We start from the raw sequence: 25,122 nt of genomic DNA, 5'->3' as shown, positions 1-25,122 counted from the left end.
GGCTTTCCCCGCCAAATGGCCGGCGAGGAAAGCCACTTTCACGTTCCGGGGTCTTCCGCAGGGCTGGGCGCCGCGGTCAGGCCGACAGCCAGGCGAGCATCGCCCGCTCGCTCTCCACGATCTTCGGCAGCGCCACGTACTCCCCCTGCTGGTGCGCCAGGTTCGGGTCGCCGGGGCCGTAGTTGACGGCCGGGACGCCCAGCGCCGAGAACCGCGCCACGTCCGTCCACCCGAGCTTGGCCCGCGGCTCGCCGCCCACGGCCGCGGCGAAGGCCGCCGCCACCGGGTGCGTCAGGCCCGGCCGGGCGGCGGGGGCGCTGTCGGTGAACTCGATCTCGAACCCGTCGAAGACCTCGCGCACGTGCTCCCGCGCCTGCTCCTCGGTGAGGTCGGGCGCGAACCGGTAGTTGACCGTGACCACGCACAGGTCGGGAATCACGTTGCCCGCGACCCCGCCGCGCACGCCCACGGCGTTGAGGCCCTCGTGGTACTCCAGCCCGTCGACCACCGGCCGCCGGGCCTGGTAGGCGTTCAGGCGGGCCAGCACCGCCTCGGCGCCGTGGATGGCGTTGACCCCGAACCAGGACCGGGCGCTGTGCGCGCGCTTGCCCCTGACCACGACCTCGGCCCGCAGCGTGCCCTGGCAGCCGCCCTCGATCACGCCGTCGGTCGGCTCCATGAGCACCGCGAAGTCGGCGGCCAGCCAGTCGGCGTGGTCGCGCGCGATCCGGTTGAGGCCGTTGCGCTCGGCCTCGACCTCCTCGCAGTCGTAGAAGACGTACGTGACGTCGCGGTTGGGCGCCGGGAGGGCCGCGGCGAGCTTCAGCGCGACGGCGACGCCCGCCTTCATGTCGGAGGTGCCGCAGCCGTAGAGCAGGTCGCCCTCGACGCGGCTGGGCAGGTTGCCGTGGACGGGCACCGTGTCGAGGTGCCCGGCGATCAGCACCCGCTCGCCGCGCCCGAGCGCGGTGCGGGCGACGACCGTCTCGCCGGACCGCTCGACCTTCAGGTGCGGCAGCGCGCCGAGCGCCAGCTCGACCGCGTCGGCCAGCGCGCGCTCGCCGCCGCTGACCGACTCGATGTCGACGATCGCCGCGGTCAGGTCGCGGACGTCCTGGGTCAGGTCCAGCATCACGTGTTCACCCCGTGCTCGCGCAGCGCCTCGTTGAGCGCCGCCTTGTCGTGCCGCTGCCCCGGCTCCAGCCGCTTGATCACCAGCACGCACGGCAGGCCGAACGTGCCGCCGGGGAACTCCTTCTGGCGGGTGCCGCCGACGGCCACGCACCAGTCGGGCACCCGGCCGCGCGCCAGCTCCTCTCCTGTCTCCACGTCTATCACCGGCATGGACGCCGACAGGATCGTCCCCGCCCCGATGACCGCGCCGCGTCCCACCCGGGCGCCCTCGACGATCATGGCGCGGCTGCCGACCAGCGCGTCGTCCTCGACGACCACCGGGAGCGCCCCGGGCGGCTCCAGCACGCCGCCGATGCCCACGCCGCCGGACAGGTGCACGTTCGCCCCGATCTGGGCGCACGATCCGACCGTGGCCCAGGTGTCGACCATCGTGCCGCCGCCGACGTACGCGCCGATGTTGACGAACGACGGCATCAGCACCACGCCGGGCGCCATGTAGGAGCCCCAGCGGGCGATGGCGCCGGGCACCACCCGGACCCCGTCGAACGTGGTCTTGAGCGGCACCCGGTCGTTGTGCTGGAAGTCGCCCACCTGGGTCCGGGCCATGCCGAGCACCCTGAAGGCGAGCAGGATCGCCCGCCGGGCCCGCTCGTCCACGACCACCTCGCCGCCCGACAGCTCGGCCACCCGGGCCTTGCCGGTGTCGAGCAGGTCGATCGCGTTCACCACGGCGGCGCGCGCCTCCGTGTCGCGGGGCGACAGCTCGGCGCGCCGCTCCCACAGGTCGTCGATCGCCGGAGCCATCGGGGACGGCCGGCTCTGGTCACTCATGGCCACGGAGCTTATCCGGCCGGGTAGGTTTTCCAGAGTGCGCGTCCGCTTCTCCCGCGGTGTCATCACGATCGCCGCGATCGTCGTCGTGCTCGCGGTGGCGATCTCCGTGGGCCTGTACAACCTGCTCAAGAAGGTCCCGCAGCCGCTGGCGGTCCCGGACGCGTACTGCGTCGTACGCGGCTCCACGCCCGACGACGACCTCAGCCTCGACATCGAGCAGGCGCAGATCGCCGCCACCATCGCCGCCGTCGCGGCACGCCGCAGGCTGCCCGAGCGGGCCGTGGTGATCGCGTACGCCACCGCGCTCCAGGAGACGAAGCTCAGGAACCTCCCCTACGGCGACCTCGACTCGGTCGGGGTGTTCCAGCAGCGCGAGTCGCAGGGCTGGGGCAGGAAGAAGCAGCTCATGGACCCCGTCTACGCGACGAACAAGTTCTTCGCGGCGCTGGTCAAGGTCAAGGACTACCGGAAGATCCCGCTGGCCGAGGCCGCCCAGGAGGTGCAGCGCTCGGCTGGCGGCTACGCCTACGCCCCGCACGAGGACAACGCCAAGATCCTCGCCGCGGCGTTCACCGGCCGGGTGCCGCGCGCCCTCCACTGCTGGTATCCGCCGGCGAAGGGCCAGACGGCGCCGCCGAAGCCCAGGACCGCCGAGGCGCGCCGCCAGCTCGCGCGGGCGCTCGGCGACCCGGCGGTCACCAGCACGCGCCGCGGGTGGCTGATCGCCGCCTGGTCCGTGGCGTACGCGCAGAAGTACGGGCTGAGCCGCGTCGGGTTCGGCGGCGCGGTGTGGAAGAACGACATGAAGGCGGAGGGCTGGACGACCGGCGACAGGTCGGGCACCACCCGGGTGGAGCTGTCGTAGCCGGACAGGCCGGACGGACTCGAAACCAGGTGCCGGCCGGGCGGGCTCAGGGAGCGCGGCTGACGACGGCGATGGAGCCGGGAGCCAGCGGGTTGGCGTAGCTGGCCGTCCACGAGCCGCCCTGGATGCGCTCGAACGACAGCAGCCTGCCGTCGGAGGCCCGGTAGTCGGCGAAGTCGAGCAGGCCGCGCTCGGGCAGGCCGGTCTCGCCCTCGCTGCGGAAGGCCGCGGTGCCGCGCTCGATGGGGAAGAACTCCACACCCTCCATGACGATCATGCTCTTGGCCGGGACCATGCCCTGGGTGGGCACCTCCGTCCACATGAACACCTCGAGGTGCGGCGGGTCGCCCTGGCGGGTCTCGACCGACAGCCACTGGCGGCGGCGGGCGGTGTCGCGCAGCAGGAACTCGGTCCACTCCTGGCCCTGCCACGAGATGAACATCGCGCCCAGCACGCGCGCGGGCGAGCCGTGGACCTCGATGCCGTCACCGACTTTGAGCGTGCGGGGGTCGGCGTAGTCGGACCCGGCATACCCCACCACGCCCACCGGCGCCGGCAGCGGGGTCTCTAGGGGAGCGACCTCGACCGGCGGCTCGGCCGTGCGGCCCTTCCTGTCCTGGCGCAGGGTGGCCAGGAAGGCCCCCAGCAGCAGGAGGACGGTGGCGATGCTCAGTCCGAGTACGACCATGGAGGTCATGCTCATAGATCAGCTCGCTCCACTCGCGGTCTGTCTCGGCGAACGCCCTTATTAACGTGTGCGCGCCCGCCGGGGGTGGCGGGCTGTGTCGGGATCCTACTGGAGCCGGCGTACCGCCGCATCGACGCGCTCGTCGGTGGCGGTCACCGCGACACGGATGTGCTGCGACCCAGCCGATCCATAGAATTCACCCGGCGCGACCAAAATACCGATTTCAGCGAGCTTGCCGACCTGATCCCACGACTTTTCTCCGTTCGTCGCCCACAAGTAGAGACCGGCTGTCGAATGGTCGATGCGCCAGCCCGCCGCCTCCAGCGCGGGCCGCAGCCGCGCGCGCCGGGAGGCGTACAGCTCGCGCTGCTCGTCGGCGTGCCGGTCGTCGTCCAGCGCGACGGCCATCGCCGCCTGCACCGGAGCCGGCATGATCATGCCGGCGTGCTTGCGGACCTCCAGCAGGCGGGCGACCAGCGCCGGGTCTCCCGTGACGAAACCCGCTCGGTAGCCGGCCAGGTTGGACCGCTTGGAGAGCGAGTGGACGGCGAGCAGCCCCTCGTGGGAGCCGCCGCAGACGTCGGGGTGCAGGATGGAGATCGGGCGTTCCTCCCAGCCCAGCTCGATGTAGCACTCGTCGGAGGCCACGATCGTGCCGCGCTCGCGGGCCCAGGCGACCACCTTGCGCAGGTGCTCGGCCGGCAGCACCCGGCCCGTGGGGTTGCCCGGCGAGTTGATCCACAGCAGGTCGGGCCGCTCGGGGCCGAGCGCGAGCAGGCCGTCGGAGGCCGTCGCCGAGGCGCCCGCCAGCCGCGCGCCCACGTCGTAGGTGGGGTAGGCCAGCTCGGGCAGCACCACCCGCCTGGCCCCGAGATAGGTCGGCAGCCAGGCCACGAACTCCTTGGAGCCGATCAGCGGCAGCACGTCGCGCTGGTCCACCGTGACCTCGTGCCTGCGCCGCAACCAGCCGGCCGCGGCCTCGCGCAACCGCGCGGTGCCGTGGGTCAGCGGATAGCCGGGACTGTCGGCGGCCCCGGCCAGCGCGTCCTGGACCGCCCGGGGCACCGGGTCGACCGGGGTGCCGATCGACAGGTCGACGACCCCGTCGGGATGGGCGCGGGCACGCTCCTTGTAGGGCTCCAGCTTGTCCCAGGGAAAGTCGGGCAGGTTGTTCACGGAACTCCAGGTCTCGGTGGTGCGCCGCCGGACTGCGGGCACGGCGTGAACCCGGCACGTCGAAGCACCGGCGCACGCCGCCGCGCCGGGCCCGGCCGGGCGACCCGCGACGTACGGCGGCTAGTGGTCCTCGCCCTGCGGGGGCAGCGCCGCGACGACCGGGTGGTCCTTCTCGATCTTGCCGACCTTCGAGGCGCCCCCGGGCGAGCCCAGGTCCTCGAAGAAGTCGACGTTGGCCTTGTAGAAGTCCTTCCACTGCTCAGGAAGGTCGTCCTCATAGAAGATGGCCTCGACGGGGCACACCGGCTCGCACGCGCCGCAGTCCACGCACTCGTCGGGGTGGATGTACAACATGCGCTCGCCCTCGTAGATGCAGTCGACGGGGCATTCCTCGATGCACGCCTTGTCCAGGACGTCCACGCACGGCTGCGCGATGACGTAGGTCACCTCGAGCTCCTTCTTCTCCGCCACATGGCTGAATCTGACCGCGGTTTGCTAGGCCCTAGTATTGCCGTGCTTGTCGGCTGGCCGAAACGGAGGGTGGCAAAGTCATGGCCGCTCGCCTCGTGATCACCGTCACAAGCGCCGACGTGGGCGCCCGGATCACCACGCGCAGGCGGGTTCCCGGCGGGTTCCGCGACGCGGTGGGCGTGCTGGAATCGTGGGAGCACGGCGTGTTGCGGGTGCGTAAAAAGGACGGCACGATCGTGGAGATCCCCGAGGAGAGCCTGGTGGCGGCCCGCGTCGTACCGGCCGCGCCTCCTCGACCTGGGCGTTCGTAACGGCGAGTATCGCCGTGTGACCGTACGTATCTGTGCCGCCGCGGCAGCCATCCTCGTCAGCGCCGGGTGCGGCGCGTCGTCCACCACCAGCACGCCGTCCAAGCCGCTCCCGCCGGTGAACGTGCGGGCCCTGTCGCTGAAGGAGGGCTTCGGCGACATGGACCGGCTCGCGGCGGCGGCCCGCCAGGAGGGCTCGCTCAACGTCATCGGGCTGCCCCACGACTGGATGAACTACGGCGGGCTCATCGCCACCTTCGCCGAGAAGTACGGCGTCAAGGTGAACGAGATCGAGCCGAACGCCAGCAGCGCCCGGCAGATCCAGGCGGCCGCGCAGCTCAAACCCGACGTGTTCGACCTCACCCTGGACGTCGCGGTCGCCCACGCCAACCGGTTCGCGCCGTACCGCGTGGCGGGCTGGCAGGACGTGCCGGACGACGTCAAGGACCCGTCCGGCGCCTGGTACGCCGCCTACGGGTCGTACATGTCGATCGGCTACGACCCGCGCGTGCCCGCGCCCGCCTCGTTCGCCGACCTCGCCAAGCCCGGCTACACGGTCGCGCTCGACGGCGACCCGCTGCGCTCGGAGGCGGCCTTCGACGGCGTCATGGCGGCCTCGCTGGAGCGCGGGACGCCGCACGTCCGGCGCGGGGTGGAGCTGTTCGGCAAGCTCGGACAGGCCGGGCGGCTCACCGATCCGGCCCGGGCCAACGTGATCGTCACCTGGGACCACGTCAACGCCCGCCGCGCCGCGCAGCGCCCCGACGGGTGGAAGGTGGTCATCCCGAAGGACGCGCCGCTCGGCTCGTACCACGTGCAGGCGATCTACAAGAACGCGCCGCACCCGGCGGCGGCCCGGCTGTGGGAGGAGTTCCTGTTCTCCGACGAGGGCCAGAACCTGCTGCTGCGCGGGTACGCCCGGCCGGCGCGCGCGGAGGCCATGCTCATGCGCGGCAAACTGGACACCCAGATGGGCGCCAAGCTGCCCGTACCGCCCGGCCCGCCGGTTCTCCTCACGATCCCGCAAACCGACGCTGGAAAGTCCTATCTGAAGAGAGAATGGACAAAGAGCGTCCGGTGAGACCGATGTGACTTGGTATGTCATAGCGACGCTCAGCCTCTAAAGTGAACGGGCAGCACGGCCACGGGGGCCCGATGTCTGAGAATGTGAGCTGATCGTCTTGCGATATGACACACCGAGCTTGGAACGGTGGAGCAGTCGCGCCTACGACGGCAGTTTCGGCTACGTCTCCACCCAGGGCGCTCCCCTGGTCGACCTGCTGGACCCGCGGCCCGGGGAGCGCGTGCTGGACCTGGGCTGCGGCACCGGCGTCCTGACCGCGCAGATCGCCGCGCGCGGCACCGAGGTGCTCGGCATCGACGGCTCCCCCGCCATGATCGAGAAGGCGCTCGCGCAGCACCCCGGCATCGACTTCATCGTCGGCGACGGCCACGACTTCACCGTCGTCCAGGCCTACGACGCCGTCTTCTCCAACGCCGCGCTCCACTGGATGAGCCGCGACCCCGCCGCCGTGATCGCCAACGTCCGCGAGGCCCTGGTCCCGGGCGGCCGGTTCGTCGCCGAGATGGGCGGGGCCGGCAACTGCGCCGAGCTGACCGCCGCCATGCTGACGGCCTGGCGGGAGTACGGTCTGCGCGAGCCCGATCTGCCGTGGTACTTCCCCACCCCCGCCGAGTACGCCCGCCGCCTGGAGCAGGAGGGCTTCGTGGTGCGGCTGCTGGAGTACTTCGACCGCCCCACCCCCCTCGACGAGTGCCCCGGCGGGGCCGCCGACTGGGTGCGGATGTTCGCCTCCTCGGTCATCGAGGGCCTGCCGCCCGAGGTCGTCGCCCCGCTGCTCGGGCGGGTCAACGAGCTGGCCGCTCCCGCTCTGCGCAGGGAGACCGGCTGGATGGCGGATTACGTGCGCCTGCGCTTCGCCGCTGTCCGGCGCTGATGCGTAGTCCATGATGCGTAGGGCTGTTTTGCCGGACTATGGTCTGTTCCGTGGGCGGTGAGACTGGGCCCGCACCGCGATACGCACGTTTTGATGAGAGCTTGACGAGCCTTTGCGACGACACGGCGGCGTGAGGGGCCGGTGAACGGAACGGGATGAACTTCAGCCTGAGCGACCTCGTACCACCGTTGAGGTGGAGCGACGCGTCCACGATCACGCTGCTCACCGGGCAGCCGGACCTTCCGGACGCCTGGTGGCGCAGCCTGCCGCTGCCCCGCGTCCTCGCGGTCATCGGGCCGGAGGCGCTGGGAGAGCTGCTCACGGAGGTCGCGCTGGAGCAGTGGCCCGCCGCCGCCGTGGGCGACGTCCTGCCGGCGCTGCACGTCCTCGACCCCGAGGAGGCCGACGAGCCGCACGTCGCGATCGCGCTCGACCGGGCCGGCTCGTGGGCCGGGCTGCTCACGCTGACCGGGCGCGAGCTGGTGGACCAGCCGTTCATCCAGGCGCGCGCGGTGCTGGGGACGCTCTTCTCCGCGGTGTTCGCCCGGCTGTCCCCCGTGCCGGCGGGGCCGCCGGTCCCGTCCGCCCACGCGGTCGAGGCGCCCGCCGCGTTCGCCGTGGCCGCCCCGCCCGTGGCCGCCGCTCCCTCCGTGCCCGCCGCTCCGTCCGTGCCCGCCGCGGGTCACGCGCCGGAGCCGGAGGCCGTGGAGCGGCCGGAACCGGAGGCGGCGGAAGGGCCCGAGCCGGAGGCGGCGCACGAGTCCGAGCGAGACGACGCCGCCGCCGAGCACGCGGAGCCGGAGCAGGCCGCGGCCGAGCACGCCGAGGCTGAGCACGCCGGGTCCGTTCAGGACGCGGCCGAGGGCGCGGAAGACGGGCGCGCGGACGCCGAGGAGACGGAAGCCGAGCACGCCGAGGGCGCGCTAGCCGAGGGCGAGGGCGCGGAGGCCGAGCACGCGGAGATCCCGGAGGCGCCGGAGGCCCCGGAGACCCCGGAGACCCCGGAGACCGGCGACGCGCAGGCCGAGCACGCTGAGGGTGCGCGGGCCGAGGGTGATGTCGCGGAAACCGGGCACGCCGAGGAGGCCGCTCCCCAGGAGGCCGCTCCCCAGGACGCGGTTCCCCAGGAGGCGGTTCCCCAGGAGGCGGCATCCGAGGAAGCCGGTGACGCCGCGCACGACGAGGCGCACGACGAGCCCGAGGAGCCTCGCGGCGAGGACACCCAGGACGACGAGGAGGTCGCCGAGCCCGAGGCCGCGCACGACGGCGCCCCCGCGCCCGGGAAGCCCCCGGCCGCCGCGGCCGAGCGTGACCTGTCCGGCCTGATCGAGGCCGCGTTCGCCGGGCTGGACGACAAGAGCTGGGCCGTCGCGCAGAACCGGGTCTTCACCGACGAGCCGTCCGCCGTGGACCAGCTCGCCAAGCTGTTCGCCGTCCCGCCCGCCGAGATCGTCGAGACCGAGGCCGGGCTGCGTGCCCTCGTGGAGCGGTGGCTGGGCAGCGACGAGGCGGCCCCGTTCCGGGCACATCTGGACGAGCTGCGCAGGACGATCGGCCCGGCCGCGCCGCGCGACGAGCTGATCGGCGCCGCCTCCTGGCACACCAAGGAGATCAAGGCGCTGGAGGTCCCGGCCTGGCAGGTCGTGCTGGCCACGCTGCCGGCCCGGCCCGCGCAGGGACCCGCTCCCGGCGGCGGCGCGGCGGCCGGGCCGCCGGGGCCGCCCGGGAAGGCGGGCCCGTCCGCGTTCCACGCGTTCACCCCGGCCGCGCCGCCGGCCGGGCAGAGCAACGGCGGCTCCGGGCAGCACCACCCGGACGCCGGCGTCGCCGAGCAGCACGCCGCCGAGGAGCCGCCGGTCGTCGAGCCCCCGGCCGTCGAGCCCGTACCCGGGCAGCACGACGTCCCCCGGGGTGGCGAGCAGCAGATCGGCAAGCCGTACCAGCCGCTGAAGGACGTCTCGCAGACGCGGCGCTGCTTCCGCCAGCCGGACGGCCGGTGGTGGCTGCGCGTGGACGTGACGGCGGAGCAGCTCGCGGGCGGCGAGTGCCCGCTGCCGACCGGGTTCGCCGCCTACCTGGGGCTCTCGCCCGGCGAGACGCGCACGGTGCGCAGCGCGGCGGGTGAGCTGACGATGACCTGGCACGGCAGGCCGGTGATGGAGTCGGTGGAGCGGCTGCTGGTGGACGTCGGCGCGAAGGAGGGCGGACACCTGTTCCTCACGCTGTCGGACGAGGGCGTGCTGCGGGCCCGGCACCTGCCGGTCGCCGCACAGGGCGCCGAGAAGATCACCAAGGCGCTCCGCCTGGTCGGCTACACCGCGCCGGGCGGCACGCGGGACCAGGCCGCCCGGGTGATCGCCACCCGGATCGGCCTGACGGGCCCCGTGGCCCTGCCCGACCTGCTGAACCGGCTGCGCGAGCGCGGCGACCGCGACCTGCTCGCCCTGCTGGACTGAGGCGCCGTGCCGCGGCTCGCGATCGGCCCCGGGCTCCCCGGGCGGCTCAGCGCACTGGCACAGCCGGTGCGCAGGGACGCCGTGGTCGCGTTACGCCGTTTCCTGCTCAACGTGGCGGGCGCCCCGCACCCCGAGCGGGTGCGCGGGGCCCGGGACTCCCGGGTGGCGACGCTGCGCCTGGGCGAGGGGCACCGCGGGGTCGTGGTGCGGCAGCGCGACGTGTACTGGCTGCGCACGGTGCTGCCCGAGGCGGAGGCGTGGTCGCACGCCCGCCGGCACCGGTACGGGATCAACCCGGTCCTGGGCGTGGTCGAGGTGTGGGACGCCGACGCGCTGGAACGCGTGGAGCCGGCGCTGCGCCGGTCGGCGGGCGTCACCCGGCTGTTCGACCCGATCTGTGACGGCGACCTGCTCGCGCTCGGCATCGACGTGCGCGCCCTGCCCCTGGTCCGGCTGATCACGACCGAGGCGGACGTGGAGGCGCTCGAACCCTTCCTGCCGCCCACCCAGCACGCCCCGCTGTCGGCGCTGGCCCGCGGCGGGTCGCTGTCGGAGGCGTGGCGGGAGCTCGACGGCTGGCGGGCCGTGGACGAGGAGCCGCGCCAGATCGACACCGAGGACCTGTACGCGGCGCTGTGCCGCAGCCCGGACCAGGCCGTGTTCGTCGCCGACAAGGTGGAGCTGGACCGGGTGCTGGGCGCGCCGGAGTGGTGCACGTTCCTGCGCCCGCCGCAGTACCGGCTGGCCCGCGCCGGCCGCTACGAGCAGCCCGTGCTGGTCATCGGCGGCCCGGGCACCGGCAAGACGCTCGTGGCGCTGCACCGGGCCGCCCATCTGGCCGCCCGGGGCAAGGGGCCGGTGCTGCTGGTGACGTTCTCCCAGAGCATGGGCGAGGACCTGGCGGCCCGGCTGGACACGCTCATCGCCGACGAGGCCGTGCGCAAGCGGGTCGAGGTGGGCAACCCCGAGCGGCTGGCCATGCGCATCGTCAGCGAGGCCGAGGGCCGCCGCCCCGCGCTCATGGGGCCGGGGGCGCGCACGCTGGCCGAGCTGACCGACGAGGCGCTGCGGCTGCTGTCGCGGACGACGGGTGACCTGCTCGACGACGTGGACCCGGGACGCAAGCCGTACCGGCACATCGTCGTGGACGACGCGCAGGACTACGGCCCGGCGCAGTGGCGGCTGCTGCGGGCGGCGGCGCCGCACGCGCACGACGACCTGTTCGTCCTCGGCGACCCGCACCAGCGGGTGAGCGACACGCGGGTGGCGCTCGGCGCGCTCGGCATCCCCGCCGAGCAGCGCGCGCTGCGGGTCTCCTACCGGCTGTCGCAGGAGGTGCTGTCGTTCGCGGTGCGCCTGCGGGGCGGCGGCCCGGTGGACGGCCTGGTCAAGGGTATGTCCCCGTTGTACGGCTTGCGCGCTGAGCGCGTCGGCGAGCGGCCGGTGGTGCTGGCGTACGAGTCGCCGGAGGCGGAGCTCGCGGGCCTGGCCGCCACCGTCGGCGCCTGGCTGGAGGAGGGCGTGCCGCCCGGTGAGATCGCGGTGGCCGCCCGCACGCCCGCCCTGGTGCGGGCCGCCCGGCGGGCGCTGGGCGACCGGGACGTGCGCGTCTCGACGTTCCAGGGCCTGAAGGGGCTGGAGTTCGAGCGGGTGGCGGTCATCGGCGTGTCGGAGGGCGTGGTGCCCGAGACGCCGCCCGACGATCCCGCCGCGAGGGCCCGCGCGCTCCAGCGCGAACGCGGCATGCTGTACGTGGCCTGTACCCGGGCCAGGTCGATCCTTTACGTCTCGCACTCCGGAAGAGGCAGCCCTTTTCTGTCGTTCTGAGCACATAGTCTGAACTGCGGATATCTTCCCATTGCCGGTTGGTTGGACCCGAATGAATCTCAGCCTGAGCGACCTCGCGCCACCCGTGCGCTGGACCTCTCCTGGTCAGGTCGCGCCCATCGTGGAAGATCCCCAGCTACCCGAGGCGTGGTGGCAGGCGATCCCGCTCGACCGCGCCTGCGCCGTCATCGGCACCCAGGGCGTCGCCGGCCACCTCGCCGACCTCGCCGTGGCCTGCTGGGGCCATCTGATCCTCGGCGACATCCTGCCGCTGCTGCGCTTCTCCGACCCGGCCGAGGCCGAGCGCACGCCGGAGATGCTGGGCAAGGACGTGGTGCAGAAGCTGTTCGGCGGGGTGTTCGAGCGGCTGCTCGAACCCGTCGCCGACGCACCGGTGGCGCCCGTCCGGCGCGACAAGCCGCTGCCCGACCTCATCGACGGGCTCTTCCGGTCCCTCGACGACCGGCAGCGGGCCATCGCCCGTGACCGGCTCTACGCCGCCCAGCGGGTCACCCTGGACGAGCTGGCGCAGCGCTTCTCGGTCACCCGGGAGCGCATCAGGCAGATCGAGCGCGACCTGCGCGACCACGTGGAGGCGTGGCTCGGCGGCCCCGACGCGGTGCCGCTCGTCGCGCACGTCACCTGGCTGCGTGGCCGGCTCGGCTCCGCGGTGCCGGCCGACGAGCTCGCCGCGGCCGTGCCGTGGCACCGCGCGGAGCTGCGCGCGCTCGGCATCCCGGCCTGGAGGTTCGTGCGCACCCTGCTGACCGGCTACGAGCAGGCCGAGGGCTGGCTCGTCGCGGGCGGCGCCGAGGAGCTGCGGGAGAAGACCCGGCAGCTGTTCACCGACGGGCCGCGCCCGCTCGCCGAGGCCGTCGCCATGGTCGCCCAGCTCGGCGTGCGCGAGGACGTCGCCGAGCGCTGGATCAAGTCCGTGCCGCACCTGCGCGTGCTGGAGCAGCACGTCGTGCCGTGGCCGCGCAGCATCAACGAGAAGGCCGAGGCCGTGCTCGCCGTCAACGGCAAGCCGCTGGCGCCCGAGGAGATCCAGGAGCGCATCGGCGAGGACTACAGCCTCGTCGGGATCCGCAACCAGCTCACCGCCGACGACCGGTTCCTGCGGGTGGACCGCAACAAGTACGGGCTGACCAGGTGGGGCGGAGACGAGTACCTCGGCATCCGGGAGATGATCGCCCGCGAGATCGAGCGGGCCGGCGGCGAGGCGTCCGTCAGCACCATCGTCACCAACCTCACCTCGCGCTACGACGTCAGCGAGAGCTCGGTGCGCGCCTACTCGGGCGGTCCCGGGTTCGAGCGGACCCAGCGCGGGTGGATCCGGGTCGCGGGCACGTCCCCCGCCGGCGGCGCCGCCGAGCCGTACCAGCCGCGCAAGGACGTCTCGCTGACGCGCCGCAGCTTCCGCAGCCGCGACGGGCGGTGGTGGCACCGGGTGGACGTCAACGCCGAGCACCTGCGCGGATCGGGCTCGCCGCTGCCGACCGGGTTCGCGGCCTACCTGGGCATGGCGCCCGGCGGGCAGCTCACCGCCTCGACGCCGTCCGGTGACGTGGTGGTGAGCTGGCACAACCAGCCGACCATGGGGTCGATCCGCAACGTGCTGGCCGACTTCAAGGCCGGCGAGGGCGACCACGTCTTCCTGACCGTCTCCGACGGCGGCGAGCTGCTGACGCGGTACCTGCCGGCCGCGCCGGTGGCGATGCCGCCGCTCAACCGGGCGCTCTACCTCATCGGCTACACCGCGCCGGTGACCTCCGAGGCGGAGGGGCTGCGGCTGATCGGGGCCCGCGTCGGGCTGCCCGACACGGCGACGCGGGACGAGGTGCTGGCCCGGCTGCGGGAACGCGGCGACCGCGACATCCTCGGCTTCCTGGGCGGCTGACCGCCGTTCGCGCTCGGTGCGCGGGGCGGGCCCGGTCTTGGTGGGCGCGGTTAGGCTCGGAGCCATGCTGCGCATCCACGACAGCCGGACCGGGACCATCGGCGAGATCGCGGTGGGGCGGGCGATGCGGACGTACGCGTGCGTGCCCTCCGTGGACGGGCGGCCCCGGCTCGGTGAGCTGCGGCCCCTGCTGGTGGCCGATCTGATCAGGCGGGTGCTCGAACGCGGGCGTGTCCGGGTGCTGGCCTGCCGCCCGCGGGGCGGTTCCCCGGGCGAGCCCGGGGAGCGGGACGCCGCCGACCTCAACGTCCGGCCGGCCGAGCACGCGCCGCTCCCGGACGAGACCGTCCCGCTCGCGGTGCGGCTCGTCGAGGCGCTCCTGGACAGAGGGCACGCGTACGCGGCGCCGGACGGGCGGGTCTTCTTCGCCGCCGGGACGTACCCGGGCCTCTCCTCGGGAATGAGAGGGGACGGCGGGTCCTCGGAGGTGGCAGGGGACGGCGGGGAGGCGGCGGGCCGGCGCTCCCCCGGCGACTGGGTGCTGTGGCGCCCGGCCGCCGCGGAGCCGTCCTGGGAGTCTCCCTGGGGGCGCGGCGTGCCCGGACCGCACGTGACGTGCTCGGCCGTGGCGCTGGGGCTGCTCGGCGGCCGGGTGGACGTCCACGTGGGCGGGGGCGCGTACGACGATCGTGAGCGCGCGCAGAGCGACGCGGCGGCCGGTCACGAGGTCGTGCGGCACTGGGTCCGCACGGCGGAGGTGTCGTCCGACGGCGCGACGTCGCTGTCCGCGGTCGTGGAGGCCGGGCTCGACCCGCTGGCCGTGCGCATGGCGTTCCTGGAGCGCCATCACCGGCGGCCGGCCGAGCTCAGCTGGGACGTCCTGCGCGCCGCCGACCGGGCCGTGCGGCACTGGCGGTCGCGGGTGGCGCGGTGGTCGGAGTCGCCCAGCGCGCCCATGGCGGCCGAGTACGTCAAGCGCGTCGAGGCCGCGTTCGACGACGACCTCGACACTCCGGGGGCGCTGCGGGTGCTGCGGGAGCTGGAGGACGACGCGTCGGTGTCGCCGGGCGCGCGGTTCGAGGCGTTCCTGCACGTGGACCAGGTGCTGGGGCTCGACCTGTCCGCCGACATCGGCCGGGCGCCCTGAGGCCGTTCGCGGGCCCGTCCCCACAGAACGTGATCATGAATGAATGCCCGGTGACGCCGGGGTTCCAGGTCCTCCGGAACCCGGCCGCAAGCGGGCGAGAGGAGTGATCAGGGCCTGTCAGACTAATGGTCCGGCGCGGGAGGACGCGGAGGATCGGAGGTTTTCGTGAGGTTGAGGCCGTACGCCTGGCTGCCGTGGCCGTTGCGCTGGCTGGCGCGGGCGCTGACCGTTCTCCTCGCCCTCGCGCTGGTGCTGACGGGCGTCGTCGTCCACACCGTCCGCAAGTCGTACCCTCAGGTGGACGGGTCGCTACGGCTGCCCGGCTTAACCGGCAATGTAGAGATTTATCGCGATAAATACGGAATTCCGCAGATCTATGCGGACACCTCCGAAGACCTGTTCATGGCGCAGGGATTCGTCCACGCGCAGGACCGTTTCTGGGAGATGGACTTCCGGCGGCACGTGACCGCCGGGCGGCTGTCGGAGCTGTTCGGCAAGGCCACGCTCGACAGCGACAAGGCGATCCGCACCATGGGCTGGCGCAGAGTGGCCGAGCAGGAGCTGGCCGAGCTGTCCGAGCGCACCCGGCGCTACCTCGACGCGTACGCCAAGGGCGTGAACGCCTGGCTCAAGGCCAACCCCAACGCCTCCGACCGCAGCCTGGAGTACTCCGTGCTCAAGCTGACCGGCGTCGACGCCAAGCCGGAGCCGTGGACGGCGCTCGACTCCGTCGCCTGGCTCAAGGCCATGGCCTGGGACCTGCGCTCGAACATGGAGGACGAGATCGACCGCGCGCTCGCCCTCACCAGGCTGCCGCGCGAGCGGGTCGAGCAGCTCTACCCCGGATACCCGTTCGACGAGCACGCGCCGATCGTGACGCGCGGCGCGATCCGGCGGGAGCAGTTCGACCAGACGGCCTCGCCGCGACGCGGCCAGGGCACGCGCCCGCGCGGGACGGCCGCGGCGGCGCTCGCCCAGGCCGCGCGGACGCTGGACGCCGTGCCCGGCACGATGAGCGGCGCCGACCGCGACGGCATCGGCTCGAACTCGTGGGTCGTCTCGGGCGAGCACACCCGCAGCGGCAAGCCCCTGCTGGCCAACGACCCGCACCTGTCCGCCGCGATGCCGTCGGTCTGGTACCAGGCGGGGCTGCACTGCCGGGAGCTGTCGGAGCGGTGCTCCTACGACGTGACGGGGTTCACGTTCTCGGGCGTCCCCGGCGTCGTCATCGGCCACACCGACAAGATCGCCTGGGGGTTCACCAACCTCGGGCCGGACGTGGCCGACCTGTTCCTGGAGCAGGTCTCGGGCGACACGTACCTGTACCGGGGCGAGCAGGTCAAGCTGGACAGGCGGCAGGAGAAGATCAAGGTCGCGGGCGGCGACACCGTCACCATCGAGGTACGCTCCACCAGGCACGGACCGCTCATCAACGAGGTCATGGGGGACGTGAAGCCGTCCGGCGGCGCGAACGCGGTCGCGCTCCAGTGGACCGCGCTCATGCCCGGCCGCACCGCCGACGCGATCTTCGCGTTGAACGAGGCGGACGACTGGCACGAGTTCCGCGCCGCGGCGGCGCTGTTCGAGGTGCCCGCCCAGAACCTCGTGTACGCCGACACCTCCGGCAACATCGGCTACCAGGCGCCCGGCCGGATCCCGGTGCGCGAGAAGGGCGACGGCACCTGGCCGGTGCCCGGCTGGACGGGCGAGTACGACTGGAAGACCGCGCCCATCCCGTACGACCAGCTCCCGTCGGTCGAGAACCCGGCCGAGGGCTACGTCGTCACGGCCAACAACGCCGTCATCGACCCGCGGCGCTACCAGCCGCTGCTGACCAAGGACTGGTCCTACGGGTACCGCTCGCAGCGCATCACCGACCGGCTGGAGCAGGCGATCGCCAAGGGCGACGTGGACGCCTCCACCATGGCCGCGATCCAGCGCGACACCCGCAACGGCCTGGCCGAGACGCTGGTCCCGGCGCTCATGGACGTGCGGATGGCCGGCCCCGCCGTACAGGCGCGGGACCTGCTGAAGGGCTGGGACGGCTCGCAGGGCGCCGACTCCGCGCCCGCCGCCTACTTCAACGCCGTCTGGCGCCACCTGCTGAGCGGCGCCTTCGACGACGACCTGCCCGAGGGGGCCCGCCCGAGCGGCGGCGACCGGTGGTACGTGGTGGTGCGGCGGCTGCTCGACACCCCCGACGACCCGTTCTGGGACGACACCACCACCAAGGGCTTCCGGGAGACCCGCGACGACGTCCTGCGGCAGGCGATGGCCGACGCCTACCAGGAGGTGTCCGGGCTGCTCGGCTCGGACCTCCGCGCCTGGCGCTGGGGCGACCTGCACCGCCTGACGCTCACCCACGCCTCGCTGGGCACCTCGGGGATCGCGCCGGTGGAGGCGCTGTTCAACCGGGGGCCGCTGAGCGTGGCGGGCGGCAAGGACGCGGTGGACGCCACCGGCTGGAACGTCGCCAAGGGGTACGAGGTGACGTCGGTGCCGTCGATGCGGATGGTGGTGGACCTGGCGGACCTGGACAAGTCCCAGTGGATCAACCTGACGGGGGCGTCGGGGCACGCCTTCCACGCCAACTACTGGGACCAGGCGGAGACGTGGGCGAGGGGCGAGCTGACGCCGATGCTCTCGAAGCCGCAGTCGGTACGGCAGGCGGCGGCCCACACGCTCCGTCTCCGCCCGTGAGCCGAGGCGGCGGCCCACACGCTGTGCCTCCGCCCGTGAGCTGAGGGGGTGGCCCACACGCTCGGCCTCCGCCCGTGAGCTGAGGGGGCGGGCCGGGTCCGTACGACCCCGGTCGTAGCGCGGAACCAGCCCTCGGGTTGACGCGCCCGAGCCCCCGTCTCGCCCACCATGGACGGCATGAACAGGCTCTGGTACTCGATCGCCGCGGTGATGGTCCTCGCGGGGCTCGCCCATCTCGGCCTGCTCCTCATCGACGGCGGCCCCTGGGACGGCCCGGTGTCGTGGCGCAAGCCGTTCACGTTCGGCGTGTCGTTCGGGCTGAGCGTGGCGACGCTGGCGTGGGTGACCGGGCTGGCCGGGCTGCGCCCCCGGCCGCGCGCCGCCCTGGTCGGCGTGTTCACGGCCGCCTCCGCCGTCGAGCTGACGCTGATCACGATGCAGGCGTGGCGCGGGGTGCCGTCGCACTTCAACTTCGCGACGGGCTTCGACTCGCTGGTGAGCGCGACCCTGGCGGCGGGCGGCATGGTGCTGGTCGTGGTGACGATCTGCGCGACGGTGGCGGTGTGGCGGCCCCGTCCCGGGGTGGCGCCGAGCGTGCTGCTGGCCGTACGCGCCGGGTTCGGCACGCTCCTGGCCGCCATGGCGTTCGGCGCCCTCATGATCGCCCGAGGGGTGACCCAGGCGCGCACGGGCCACCAGGACACGGCCTACACGGTGGCCGCCGCCCTCAAGCCCGCCCACGCGGTGCTCATGCACGGCATCCTGCTGCTGCCGGCGCTGGCCGTGCTCGCGGGCCGGGCGCTGCCCGACGAGCGGCGACGGCTGCGCCTGGTCCGGCTGGCACTGGGGGCGTACGCGGTGGTGGCGGCGGTGGTGTGCGGCCTGTCGCTGGCGGGTGTGACGGCGGCGGCCCCGGCGACGGCCTCGGTCCTGTCGGCGGGCGCCGTCTCCACGGTCGCCCTGGCCGCCCTGCTGTGGCCGCACCTGAGACGTCGAGGCACCACCCCGGCGGCCGAGCGCCCCCTCCCCCGCCCGTCCGACAGTGCCGTCACCTCCGGGTAGGAGCCCCGGGCACGACGGGGCTCCGTCACGGCTGTGAAGGAGCCCCTGCACGGTGCGGCTGTCGGGACCTCAGCCCGTCTCCCGGTTCCGGCTGAAGTGGAAGGGGCAGTGCGTGCCGCCCGTTCCGATGGTGGTGCGGCGGTCGAACCGGAAACCGTGCCGGTCGGGCGCGATGGCCTCGATCCAGTTGGCGTCGAACGCGCACATGACCGGGGTCAGTTCCGGCGCCGCGTTGGCGACCAGAACGTCGTGGTAGAAGCACCGGCGCACGTCGAGGTGATAACGCTCGTCGTCGTCGACGGGCCGGTCGAAGACGAAGCCCTTCCCGAACGCGTGCTCCTCGCGTGACCTGCTCACCTCCACCATGGCGCGGAAGGCGTCCGGCGCGTTGTCCAGCATCGCCCGGGTGCCCTCCCGCATGGCGTCGCCGAGCGGTTCGATGAACGACGCGCGCACGATCGCGATGGCCGTCTCCCGGCCGAGCCTGGGCAGGAGCAAGGCGTAGGCGGCCACCAGGGCCAGGGTCATGCGCAGGTTGTGACGGGCGGGCTCATCGACGATCAGGGGCTGATGGGCCGCTTCGAGTTCGCCCTGTCGTGCCCGCATGGCGGTCACGAGGTCGCCGGGCAGCGCGTGCTCACGCAGGGTCGCGGCGAGATGGTCGTAGAAGGCGTCGAGGAGCAGGGTCGTGTCCCGGTCGGGGTCGGGGACGTAGCCGCCTTCGGCGAGCCCGAACTGGTCGGTGGACATGGTTGCCCTTTCGTGTACGGCTCGGCGCGTACACGACCGCGATCCCGCGTGGAGGCATGACTGGTCGTGCCGCGGCCAAGCGAGCACGCCAGCGCGCTCCACCGACCGACCAGGCGCTGACAAGCATGTGTTGATGTGTCGCCGCCAGCCTGCCACACCCCCGACGATCATGTCCATCCGGCGACCGGCTCACGTCCTCACCCGCCACCCGCCTCGCCAGCCCCCAACAGGCCACTCCCCTCCGATGCGCCGACCGTCACCTCGAGGCGCGCGCCTCGCCGCAACACCGTGCCCGGACCGGGCCCCTCACACTGGTCCCGGCACCCCCGTGACGCGAACCGGGCTCCTCAGGCGGGTCCCGCCGCCCCCGCGCCCCAAGCCGGGGTTCCTCACAAGTCCCGCGACGCATCTGGGACCAGGACCCGGGGACTCCTCGCGCATGCGTCGCGATGTGCCGCCATGACACCAACCGAGGGCTCCTTCCGCGCGTCTCGGGACGCCGCCAGGACACAGACCGGGGCTCCTCACGCACGTCCCGGCGCGCCCCCGTGACACGAACCAGGAGCTCCTCACGCGTCCCGCGACGCGCCAGGGACCAGGGCCGGGGGCTCCTCGCGCGTGTCCCGCGACGGCGCCGTTATGCGGGCTGTGGCCGCTTCGCGTGCGTCTCGGTGTGTCGCCGAGGCGCGGGCCGTGGCCCCCTCGCGGACGGTCCGGCGCGCCGCCTCCCGGTCACGCCGCCGCCCGGCCTCCCCCGCCGGTTCACGACGCGGGGCGGGGACCGGCACGGGCGTCTTCTCCTCCCCCAGCTCGCAAGCCGGAGCGACCGCCGGCTCGCAGGCCGAAGCGGCCACCCACTCCTGAGTGGGAGTGGCGCACACTTTGCGGGCCGGGGTGGCGCACACTTCGCGGGCCGAAGTGGCCGTCGGCTCCTGAGCCGAAATGGCGCACACTTCGCGCGCCGGAGTGGGCGCCGGCTCGTGAGTCGGAGCGGCTCCCAGTTCGTGAGTGGGAGTGGCTGCCGGGGTGAAGGCGCGGGACTCGCCCACCGCTAAGTCCCACAGGTCCTCGCGGGCCAGGCCGTGGGCCTCCCACTCCGCGCGGGCCTGTTCCACCGGCGCCGTCAGCGGCTCGCTCGACAGCACGAACGTCCCCCAGTGCATGGTGGCCATCCGGCGGGCCCCCACGTCCAGGCAGCCGCGCACCGCCTCAGCCGGGTTGACGTGGGCCGCCTTGGCGAACCAGTGCGGGTCGTACCCGCCCACCGGCATGAGCGCCAGGTCGAGCCCCGGGTAGCGTTCGCCGATCTGCGCCAGCCGCTCGCCGTACCCCGTGTCGCCCGCGAAGTAGACCGAACGGCCGATCACCCACCCTCCCCACAGGGTCCTGCAGGTGTCGAAGACGCCGCGCCGGCTCCAGTGGTGGGCGGGGACGAAGTCGAGCGTGACCCCGCCGACCGTCGCCGACTCCCACCAGTCCAACTCGGTCACGTCCGTGAACCCGCGCCGGTCGAACCAGGGCTTCAACCGGGCCGGCACGAACATCGGCGTGTCGCGCGGCAGCCGCCGGACAGTCGGGGCGTCCAGGTGGTCGTAGTGGTTGTGACTGATGACGACGGCGTCGATCTTCGGCAGGTCGCTCCAGGCCACTCCTGGCGGAGTGAGGCGACCCCGCACTCCGGGGATCTTGCGGGACCAGACCGGGTCCGTGAGGATCGTCAGCCCCCCGATCTGCACGACGAAGGTGGAGTGCCCCACCCAGGTCACCATGGTCCGCCCGGCGTCCGGGCGGGGCAGGCCGCCCTGGCGGCGCACGGGGATGAGGTCGGCGTCGCCGAGGCAGGGGCGGACGCCGCCGTTCCAGGTGACGCTCAACAGTTCACGGTAGGCGGGGAGGGGGGCGGTGAGTCGATCCTTGAAGCCAACTGGCCACTTTCGCGGTGGAATGGGAGACTTCGACATGATCCGTCCCTGCCCTGGGTGACGGATCAGTCACTTATGCCGCTTCTCACCTGCGCCAGCGCAGGGGCGCGTGCGGGTAGCCGCCGTCGTCCAGGCCCGCCAGGCGTTCGAAGACGTTGTACGAGGCCTGATGCCCGCACACGATCACCGACACCAGCATGGACAGCAGATACAGCGGCAGCATCGGCAGCCCGGCGCACCACGCCCACTGGGTGGCGTGCCGCCCCTCGTGCAGGATCAGCCGCTCGTCCAGCTCGGTCCGGCGGGTGAGGACGACGTTGCCGACGGTGAACGCCCCCGCGATGGGGAAGCGGTAACGGTAGCCGTGAGCCAGGATGAGCCCGTCGGGCCCGGACTGCCTGCTGGCTCCGCCGATGACGGAGATGAGAAGACCGAGCGGAGTGGAGAGGTTGGCGTAGTTCACCACCCGCCGGAACCGGTAGCGCCCATTCATGCGTCTCAGTCTTGACCAATCTTGACAAGTCGGAATAATGATCTGGGTCCTGAAATCTCCCCTGAGAGCAGGATTATGAGATTAATGACGCTGGGGGCGCTGCTCGGCGCGCTGGCCTTGGCCGGCGCCGGTGGCATCGCGATCACCCAGACCTCCTCCACTGATCCCCTGGGCTTGTCCGATCCCCCTCTCCGGGTCGTGGTCGCCTCGACCCACACGCCGACTCCCACGCCGACGCCGACGCCCACGGTCGGGAAGTACACCGCGAAGACGAAGGTCGTCAAGAAGAACGGCGTCTCCCATCTGAACGTCTCGATCACCTACGACGGCGCGGCGCGCTTCACGGTCAAGCAGCGGGTCTGCAAGGGCAGGTCCTGCAGGACGGCCACCACCGAGCTGCCCGTGACCACCGGCGCGGGACAGGCCAGCAGGAAGCTCGGCAAGGGCACGTACAAGGTGCGGGGCAAGCCCCAGGTGAAGGCGCGGGCGCTGCCGTGGCCCACGCGCACCGTGACGGCCACCCCCACGGCGAACCCCACCACGACGGTCACCGCGACCCCCGAGCCGGCCGACACGGTGACGGTCACGGCGACGGCCACACAGCAGGTCACGACGACGGTCACGGAGACGGCGCCTCCCCAGACGGTCACCGTGACGGCCCCGGCGGAGACGGTGACGGCGACGGTCACGTTCACGTGTCAGCCCTCCACGGAGCCGCCCGTCCCGGTGGCGCCGGAGACGCCCGTCCCCGGGACGCCGTCGGACGGCGCGCCCACGTCCACGCCCCCAGCGGTCACGCCACCGGCGGACACCCCGGCTCAGGAGACGCCCACGCCACCGGTCACGCCGCCGGCGGACCCGGCGTCCCCTACCGTCACGCCGACGCCGTCGGTCACGGACACGCCTCCGGTCGCGGAGACGCCCTCGGCCCCGGCGGAGCCGATCCCCGCCTGCCCACCGGCCACGGAGTCCCCCACCGACCCTCCGCCGGAGGCCGTCCCGACGGCCTCGTCCACGCCGGAGCCGACCACGGAGCCGACCATGGAGCCGCCCCAGTAACCAGGCCCCGGACGATCCCTCCACGTAAGAGCCCGGCAAGCCACCCGCCACAACGGCGCCCCGCCTGCCGGGCTCTCGCACGTCCGCGGTCTGGTGGCGGCCGGGGTGCCGTGGAGACCGGGGTGCCGTGGAGACCGGGGTGCCGTGGAGACCGGGGTGCCGTGGAGACCGGGGTGCCGTGGCGGCCGGGGTGCCGTGGAGGCCGGGGTGCCGTGGCGGCCGGGGTGCCGTGGAGGCCGAGGTGCGGTGAAGGCCGGGGTGCGGTGGCGGGCAGGGGCTGGCGTGTTTCGGGCTTGCCGGGAGGGACCACGGCCCCGGCCCACGGTGCGCGCGTCGCGGCGCCCGGCCCCGCACGCTGGAGGAGCGTGCCCCTGGACGGAGCCGAGCCACGTGCGGCGTCCGGGCCCTCCCGTGCTCCGCCGTAAAAGAAAAAGACCCCCGCTAGCGAGAGGTCCCGTAGCGGCCGTTGTGGTACAGGAGGGGGGCGGAGTCGGACGGGGTGCCGAGGTGGGTGACCTCGCCGACGATGATCGAGTGGTCGCCCGCCGGGTGGACGGCCGTCGTTTTGGCCTCCAGCGTGGCGATCGCCCCGTCGAACAGCACCATCCCCGCCGGCGACCGGTGGTGGGGCCAGCGGGAGAGCGGGGCGTCGAGCGGACGGCCGCGGTGGGCGAAGAAGCGCGAGGCGTCCTCCATGGATGCCGGCAGCACCGAGACGCCCCACACCCCGGTCTCCAGCACCGCCGCGTGGAAGCGGGCCGCCGTCTCGGCGCAGAAGAGCACCAGCAGCGGCTCCAGCGACACGGACGTGAACGAGTTGACCGTCATCGCGTGGTCCACCTCCCCGAGCCGGGTCGTGACGACCGCGACGCCGGTGGCGAACTTGCCGACGACCTTCCGGTACGTCCGCTGGTCCACGGGCCGGCTGAGGGAACCATGGTGCACGGATGTACTTTACGTCGGGTTTCGCGGAATGTGCCCACGCAGGAGCCAGGAACCTCGCGACGACGACGGCGACAGCAGGAAGGCCGTGGCCACCGCCAGGACCCCGCCGTACAGGTAGACGTAGCCGGCCGGGCTGCTGGAGATGACCAGGTCGCCCTGCGAGAGTTTGATCGACAACGGCATCGACACCAGCAGCCACCCGGCGGCCGTCACCGCCGCTCCGGCCCGGGTCCGCAGCATCCGGCCGGCTCCCAGGCAGACGCCGAACAGCGCCAGCAGCCAGCCGATCGCCGCCACGGGGACGGCGCCGACGTGCCAGGCCGCCTGCGTGAACCCGCCCACGACGCCCATGACGAGCCCCAGCACGAACAGCATGCCGTAGACGGCGCCGCCCAGCGCCGAGCCGGCCTGCCCGCGCTCCTCGGCGTCGAACAGCACCGCACCGGCCTGCTCGCGATCCTCCATGTCGAACGAGGTTAGTGGATTCCGGCGAACAGGTCGTTCTCGCGGTTGTGCGGCTCGCCCAGGCCGCCGGCCTCGACGGGGGCGCCGGGCACCGACGGCCCGGGCACGCCGATCGCCAGCACGTAGTGCTCGACCCCGAGCGCCTCCTGCCCGATGCCGTTGGACAGCGCGAACCACGGCTCCCGTACCGTCACCTGCGTGGCGTGGGCGCGCAGGGCGGCCAGCTTGGCCCCCACCCACGGCCGCGCGTCGATCTCGGTGGTGATCGCCTCGTCCGGGCTGCCGAACGGCATGTCGTCCACGTCCTCGACGAGGAAGCCCGACCTCGCCTCGCGCAGCGCCTCGGCCGTGCGCCGCATCACCGACCGGGCCGCGGCCGTGTGGTAGAGCTTGGCGATCTGCCACGGCTCGCCCTCGCCGAAGCCCGGGTCGGCGGCCAGCTCGAACGCCCGCCGCGACACCCTGTTGGCCTGGATGTGGTCAGGGTGCCCGTAGAAGCCGTTGGCGTCGTAGGTCACCAGCACCTGGGGCCGCACCTCGCGAATGACCTTGACCAGCTCTCCGGCGGCCTCGTCCAGGTCGGCCTGCCAGAACGCGCCGGGACGCTCGTTGGAGGCGACGCCCATCATCCCCGAGTCGCGCCACCGCCCGGGCCCGCCGAGGAAGCGGTGGTCGCGCACGCCCAGCGCCTCGCAGGCCGCCGCCAGCTCCCCGATCCGGTACGGCCCGAGCGCGTCGTCACGGTCGGCGGCCAGGTGCGCCAGGTGCTCGGGGATGACCTCGCCCTCCTCGCCGAGCGTGCAGGTCACGAGCGTGACGTGGGCGCCCTCGGCCACGTAGCGGGCCATGGTGGCGCCGGTGCCGATCGACTCGTCGTCGGGGTGAGCGTGCACGAGCAGCAGCCGTCGATCGGTCATGAGTCCGAGCGTAACCAATTCCCGCTTCCTGGCAGGATTGGGGCC

General features: G+C 73.2%; 22 protein-coding genes. 11 read left to right on the top strand and 11 right to left on the bottom strand.

What is annotated here, in order from left to right:
• Positions 1-76: 76 nt before the first annotated feature.
• Positions 77-1,132 (bottom strand): succinyl-diaminopimelate desuccinylase, encoded by a 1,056-nt coding sequence (gene dapE / locus HT134_RS40800; protein WP_175605951.1) that lies wholly within the window; start codon positions 1,130-1,132, stop codon positions 77-79.
• Positions 1,132-1,965, bottom strand: a complete 834-nt coding sequence (locus tag HT134_RS40795) for a 2,3,4,5-tetrahydropyridine-2,6-dicarboxylate N-succinyltransferase (RefSeq protein WP_175605863.1) — start codon at positions 1,963-1,965, stop codon at positions 1,132-1,134. The genes dapE and HT134_RS40795 overlap by 1 nt, the downstream gene beginning before the upstream one ends.
• Before the next feature lie 37 nt (positions 1,966-2,002).
• Between HT134_RS40795 and HT134_RS40790 the strand changes: the two genes are divergently transcribed.
• Complete coding sequence (locus HT134_RS40790) at positions 2,003-2,833, top strand: hypothetical protein (RefSeq protein WP_312888809.1); 831 nt, start codon at positions 2,003-2,005, stop codon at positions 2,831-2,833.
• A 46-nt stretch (positions 2,834-2,879) separates the two neighbouring features.
• On the opposite strand, the gene HT134_RS40785 is transcribed toward HT134_RS40790, so the two are convergent.
• From HT134_RS40785 to fdxA, 3 genes are all read right to left on the bottom strand, one after another.
• The gene (locus tag HT134_RS40785) at positions 2,880-3,521 is read right to left on the bottom strand and encodes a DUF4178 domain-containing protein (protein WP_246366440.1); all 642 of its coding nucleotides are present in this window, start codon (positions 3,519-3,521) and stop codon (positions 2,880-2,882) included.
• 105 nt (positions 3,522-3,626) lie between these two features.
• The gene (gene dapC / locus HT134_RS40780) at positions 3,627-4,697 is read right to left on the bottom strand and encodes a succinyldiaminopimelate transaminase (protein ID WP_175605861.1); all 1,071 of its coding nucleotides are present in this window, start codon (positions 4,695-4,697) and stop codon (positions 3,627-3,629) included.
• A 120-nt stretch (positions 4,698-4,817) separates the two neighbouring features.
• On the bottom strand, positions 4,818-5,144 hold the full coding sequence (gene fdxA / locus HT134_RS40775; RefSeq protein ID WP_106240826.1) for a ferredoxin: 327 nt from the start codon (positions 5,142-5,144) through the stop codon (positions 4,818-4,820).
• Between the two features lie 104 nt (positions 5,145-5,248).
• On the opposite strand from fdxA, the gene HT134_RS40770 reads away from it, so the two are divergent.
• The 9 genes from HT134_RS40770 (at position 5,249) to HT134_RS40730 (ending at position 18,526) form a co-directional block, all read left to right on the top strand.
• Entirely contained in the window at positions 5,249-5,479 is a 231-nt protein-coding gene (locus HT134_RS40770) for a putative acetyltransferase (protein ID WP_175592702.1), read from the top strand.
• A gap of 16 nt (positions 5,480-5,495) precedes the next feature.
• Positions 5,496-6,557 (top strand): ABC transporter substrate-binding protein, encoded by a 1,062-nt coding sequence (locus HT134_RS40765; RefSeq protein WP_312888808.1) that lies wholly within the window; start codon positions 5,496-5,498, stop codon positions 6,555-6,557.
• A gap of 121 nt (positions 6,558-6,678) precedes the next feature.
• A complete protein-coding gene (locus tag HT134_RS40760) occupies positions 6,679-7,434 on the top strand; it encodes a class I SAM-dependent methyltransferase (protein ID WP_246366439.1) in 756 nt (251 codons plus the stop codon).
• 155 nt (positions 7,435-7,589) lie between these two features.
• On the top strand, positions 7,590-9,890 hold the full coding sequence (locus HT134_RS40755) for a hypothetical protein (RefSeq protein ID WP_175605859.1): 2,301 nt from the start codon (positions 7,590-7,592) through the stop codon (positions 9,888-9,890).
• Positions 9,891-9,896: 6 nt separating this feature from the next.
• A complete protein-coding gene (locus HT134_RS40750; RefSeq protein WP_175605858.1) occupies positions 9,897-11,717 on the top strand; it encodes a UvrD-helicase domain-containing protein in 1,821 nt (606 codons plus the stop codon).
• 52 nt (positions 11,718-11,769) lie between these two features.
• Positions 11,770-13,617, top strand: a complete 1,848-nt coding sequence (locus HT134_RS40745) for a sigma factor-like helix-turn-helix DNA-binding protein (RefSeq protein WP_175605857.1) — start codon at positions 11,770-11,772, stop codon at positions 13,615-13,617.
• A 64-nt stretch (positions 13,618-13,681) separates the two neighbouring features.
• Complete coding sequence (locus HT134_RS40740) at positions 13,682-14,764, top strand: cysteine--tRNA ligase (RefSeq protein WP_175605856.1); 1,083 nt, start codon at positions 13,682-13,684, stop codon at positions 14,762-14,764.
• A 165-nt stretch (positions 14,765-14,929) separates the two neighbouring features.
• On the top strand, positions 14,930-17,464 hold the full coding sequence (locus tag HT134_RS40735; protein WP_175605855.1) for a penicillin acylase family protein: 2,535 nt from the start codon (positions 14,930-14,932) through the stop codon (positions 17,462-17,464).
• A gap of 177 nt (positions 17,465-17,641) precedes the next feature.
• A complete protein-coding gene (locus HT134_RS40730; protein WP_175605854.1) occupies positions 17,642-18,526 on the top strand; it encodes a hypothetical protein in 885 nt (294 codons plus the stop codon).
• A 69-nt stretch (positions 18,527-18,595) separates the two neighbouring features.
• Here the strand turns inward: HT134_RS40730 and HT134_RS40725 are convergent, their stop codons facing one another.
• The 3 genes from HT134_RS40725 to HT134_RS40715 form a co-directional block, all read right to left on the bottom strand.
• The gene (locus HT134_RS40725) at positions 18,596-19,276 is read right to left on the bottom strand and encodes an L-2-amino-thiazoline-4-carboxylic acid hydrolase (protein ID WP_175605853.1); all 681 of its coding nucleotides are present in this window, start codon (positions 19,274-19,276) and stop codon (positions 18,596-18,598) included.
• A 569-nt stretch (positions 19,277-19,845) separates the two neighbouring features.
• Positions 19,846-21,150 (bottom strand): MBL fold metallo-hydrolase, encoded by a 1,305-nt coding sequence (locus HT134_RS46500; RefSeq protein WP_246366438.1) that lies wholly within the window; start codon positions 21,148-21,150, stop codon positions 19,846-19,848.
• A 133-nt stretch (positions 21,151-21,283) separates the two neighbouring features.
• Complete coding sequence (locus HT134_RS40715) at positions 21,284-21,691, bottom strand: hypothetical protein (RefSeq protein WP_175605851.1); 408 nt, start codon at positions 21,689-21,691, stop codon at positions 21,284-21,286.
• An 84-nt stretch (positions 21,692-21,775) separates the two neighbouring features.
• Between HT134_RS40715 and HT134_RS40710 the strand changes: the two genes are divergently transcribed.
• Positions 21,776-22,750, top strand: coding sequence for a hypothetical protein (locus HT134_RS40710; protein WP_175605850.1), 975 nt, complete (start codon positions 21,776-21,778; stop codon positions 22,748-22,750).
• A gap of 441 nt (positions 22,751-23,191) precedes the next feature.
• On the opposite strand, the gene HT134_RS40705 is transcribed toward HT134_RS40710, so the two are convergent.
• The 3 genes from HT134_RS40705 to mshB are packed head-to-tail and all read right to left on the bottom strand — an operon-like array spanning position 23,192 to position 25,077.
• Positions 23,192-23,695: a flavin reductase family protein gene (locus tag HT134_RS40705; protein ID WP_312888807.1), complete on the bottom strand. Its 504-nt coding sequence runs from the start codon at positions 23,693-23,695 to the stop codon at positions 23,192-23,194.
• A gap of 9 nt (positions 23,696-23,704) precedes the next feature.
• Entirely contained in the window at positions 23,705-24,160 is a 456-nt protein-coding gene (locus HT134_RS40700) for a DUF6113 family protein (RefSeq protein ID WP_175605849.1), read from the bottom strand.
• 11 nt (positions 24,161-24,171) lie between these two features.
• A complete protein-coding gene (gene mshB, locus HT134_RS40695; protein WP_175605848.1) occupies positions 24,172-25,077 on the bottom strand; it encodes an N-acetyl-1-D-myo-inositol-2-amino-2-deoxy-alpha-D-glucopyranoside deacetylase in 906 nt (301 codons plus the stop codon).
• Between the last annotated feature and the right edge of the window lie 45 nt (positions 25,078-25,122).

Origin of the sequence: Nonomuraea rhodomycinica, assembly GCF_013363995.1 — a bacterium.
GTDB lineage: Bacteria > Actinomycetota > Actinomycetes > Streptosporangiales > Streptosporangiaceae > Nonomuraea > Nonomuraea rhodomycinica.
Note: the sequence above shows the minus strand (reverse complement) of the source record. Positions and strands in the feature narration are given on the sequence as shown.

Bases quoted from the DNA above. Each gene is read 5' to 3' on its own strand.
- dapE (WP_175605951.1), bottom strand. From the start codon at position 1,132: ATGCTGGACCTGACCCAGGACGTCCGCGACCTGACCGCGGCGATCGTC.
- HT134_RS40795 (WP_175605863.1), bottom strand. From the start codon at position 1,965: ATGAGTGACCAGAGCCGGCCGTCCCCGATGGCTCCGGCGATCGACGAC.
- HT134_RS40785 (WP_246366440.1), bottom strand. From the start codon at position 3,521: ATGGTCGTACTCGGACTGAGCATCGCCACCGTCCTCCTGCTGCTGGGG.
- HT134_RS40770 (WP_175592702.1), top strand. From the start codon at position 5,249: ATGGCCGCTCGCCTCGTGATCACCGTCACAAGCGCCGACGTGGGCGCC.
- HT134_RS40755 (WP_175605859.1), top strand. From the start codon at position 7,590: ATGAACTTCAGCCTGAGCGACCTCGTACCACCGTTGAGGTGGAGCGAC.
- HT134_RS40745 (WP_175605857.1), top strand. From the start codon at position 11,770: ATGAATCTCAGCCTGAGCGACCTCGCGCCACCCGTGCGCTGGACCTCT.
- HT134_RS40740 (WP_175605856.1), top strand. From the start codon at position 13,682: ATGCTGCGCATCCACGACAGCCGGACCGGGACCATCGGCGAGATCGCG.
- HT134_RS40730 (WP_175605854.1), top strand. From the start codon at position 17,642: ATGAACAGGCTCTGGTACTCGATCGCCGCGGTGATGGTCCTCGCGGGG.
- HT134_RS40725 (WP_175605853.1), bottom strand. From the start codon at position 19,276: ATGTCCACCGACCAGTTCGGGCTCGCCGAAGGCGGCTACGTCCCCGAC.
- HT134_RS40715 (WP_175605851.1), bottom strand. From the start codon at position 21,691: ATGAATGGGCGCTACCGGTTCCGGCGGGTGGTGAACTACGCCAACCTC.
- HT134_RS40710 (WP_175605850.1), top strand. From the start codon at position 21,776: ATGACGCTGGGGGCGCTGCTCGGCGCGCTGGCCTTGGCCGGCGCCGGT.
- HT134_RS40700 (WP_175605849.1), bottom strand. From the start codon at position 24,160: ATGGAGGATCGCGAGCAGGCCGGTGCGGTGCTGTTCGACGCCGAGGAG.
- mshB (WP_175605848.1), bottom strand. From the start codon at position 25,077: ATGACCGATCGACGGCTGCTGCTCGTGCACGCTCACCCCGACGACGAG.